Origin of the sequence: Bartonella sp. AA168HLJHH (genome assembly GCF_042197365.1) — a bacterium.
In the GTDB taxonomy this organism is placed as follows: domain Bacteria; phylum Pseudomonadota; class Alphaproteobacteria; order Rhizobiales; family Rhizobiaceae; genus Bartonella.
In genome coordinates this window covers 1-2,061 of sequence record NZ_JBHIRS010000055.1, presented here as the reverse complement: position 1 = coordinate 2,061, position 2,061 = coordinate 1, and the positions used below count along the sequence as shown (strand labels likewise).

The window sequence follows — 2,061 nt, the reverse complement described above, 5'->3', positions numbered from 1 at the left end:
GGCAATATAAACCCAAAATTGGTTGGCGATTGCAGCTGTGGCTATAAAGAGTGCTTCAAACAATAAAACAATGGGTATTGTTCGCGCTGGTTGGAAGCGATGCAAGAGGCGTGGTGCAATTGGTCCGGCACAAATTGCCCCGACAAGCCCTGCAAACAGCAGCATTGAAATAGATGCTGTGCTTTCTGCTAAGTGTAGAGCAAATGTAACTTGTGCTGTTTCATCGGCAAAGCTGCTAAAGCCCAAAACAAGGAAAAGTCCCATTTGGGTAAAAATCATGGATTTTTTCTTTGTCACAATGCTCCCCAACATGCTAAAGCTTTTACAGCTTTTAAAATTTCCTTCTGTGCTGTGTCATGTGGTTTATCATTTAATTTTGCTAGATCTAATTTTTTTCCTGATGAAAGTTGAGAAAGGAAATGTTCTAGATGAGAGCTATACTCAAAACTGGCGCAATGCCCATTTGCTGCGATGAGCAGTTCTTTTGTTTCAGTTAAGGGCACCCATTGCAGGGTTGCAGGTGGGCGAAGAGTGATTTCATTTTCAATTTCGGAGACGTCAACAAGGGGGCGACCGATGCATAAACGTGAACTTGTATCACAAATTAATTGAGAAACCAGCATATGGCGTTTTAAGGTACCATTTGCGATGGCGGAGTTTAGTGCAGAGTGTTGAAAAGCATTATCAGGGTTTAAATTTGCTCTTCCTGATGCGCGGATATCATGTCGCGTTCGATCATCAAGATGGAGTAAATGCGTGACATAATTTTTATGATGTTGTGCATCGTGTGCTGTTTCCCAAAAAGCAATATTGATATTTGCCGCGATATTTTTTCCAGTTTCAGCAACGTGGAAAGCATCATGGGGAAAGTAGGCAACACGGTCTGTACGGTTTTGCAGCGCAATTGCTGTTAATTTATGCGCTTCATATTCAGGATATTTTAGCCCTTGGAGGTCTTCTCGTGTACTGGGCCATGCAAACATTGTTTTGCCATCTTGTAGAGTAAAACCAAAATTATGAGCGTGATCTACATGGATCCCAACATGGGTAGAAGAATACCGGCCAATGAAGCAGTCAATATCTACGCGTCCACCAGGCCTAAAACCTAAAGAATGAGCTAATTGATCTGCAAATTGTTTTGCCACATCCCATAGAACAGGGGTTGCAGCGTATAATCCATAATACATGACCGCCCATTCTTGTCCTTCGGCATATTGGTCAACGCGGGCAGTATATTCTTCTATAGTTCTATCCGTATCTAAAACAAGAAAGTTTGAAAGAGGACGTGGACTCCGCACTCCATTAACCACTGTTACTACTTCGGATTTAGGATTAAGAGCTAAGAGTTTATGAGGATGTAGAGCGTATTGTCTTAAAGCATTCAAAACATCCCTTTCATCGAAAGGGATGTGTGAAATTGATAATTCAGCTGCTTGCTTAGCCCAAATTTTTTGAGAAAAGCTCTCTGAAAATAACTGAAACATGCTATTAAATAAGCTTAATTTTTAAAGTTGGATATGTAAATAGATCTGTATCAACAATACATTATTAAACTTCTAACGAACCATTCACATCAAGCTCATTTTGACAAATTTGAATATCGTTACGCTGTGCATACTTAGTAAGCATTGCAGTTGGCACAACTTCGTCAGCAGTCAATTCAACAGCATCTTTTACTTCATTAAGTGAAATATTCATGTATTTCCCCCCTTATAGTTGATAAAAAAACAATGATAACCAAAATAAAAAAATTACCACTTATTTCCTCTTAGTATAGATTTTATTTTTTGTCAAATGTTATGTTGATTGCAAAGAGCATTTTAAATAAGAGGGCTGAATTTTAGAGTGATTAAGAAGAATTTACAAAAAAAGCTGCACGCATAGTGCAGCTTTTTATGTATTTGCTTTAAAGGTAGACAGGTAGACGTTTTAAAGCATGAAAGTGTCTTTACGGCTTCTATAACCATAATAGCCAAAAACACTGGAAATAATGGCGCCTACCAGACTTCCTAAAAAGCCCCACCACCCCATATTGGAGGCTGTTTTTGTGGCTTTAGTCGC

2 protein-coding genes and 2 pseudogenes are annotated in these 2,061 nt (G+C 39.1%); all 4 read right to left on the bottom strand.

Going from position 1 to position 2,061, the window contains the following annotated elements:
• Positions 1-297 (bottom strand): annotated as a pseudogene (locus ACFINM_RS09660) (MFS transporter); the annotation flags it as partial.
• Positions 294-1,484 carry a hypothetical protein gene (locus ACFINM_RS09655; protein ID WP_375641284.1) on the bottom strand — a complete coding sequence of 397 codons (1,191 nt, stop codon included), beginning with the start codon at positions 1,482-1,484 and terminating at the stop codon, positions 294-296. The gene ACFINM_RS09655 and the pseudogene ACFINM_RS09660, both read right to left, overlap by 4 nt.
• Before the next feature lie 64 nt (positions 1,485-1,548).
• The gene (locus tag ACFINM_RS09650) at positions 1,549-1,698 is read right to left on the bottom strand and encodes a hypothetical protein (RefSeq protein ID WP_375641282.1); all 150 of its coding nucleotides are present in this window, start codon (positions 1,696-1,698) and stop codon (positions 1,549-1,551) included.
• Between the two features lie 231 nt (positions 1,699-1,929).
• A pseudogene (locus tag ACFINM_RS09645) lies at positions 1,930-2,061 on the bottom strand (DUF3792 domain-containing protein); the annotation flags it as partial.

Excerpts from the sequence above, each read along its gene's own strand:
- ACFINM_RS09655 (WP_375641284.1), bottom strand. The coding sequence starts at position 1,484 with ATGTTTCAGTTATTTTCAGAGAGCTTTTCTCAAAAAATTTGGGCTAAG.
- ACFINM_RS09650 (WP_375641282.1), bottom strand. The coding sequence starts at position 1,698 with ATGAATATTTCACTTAATGAAGTAAAAGATGCTGTTGAATTGACTGCT.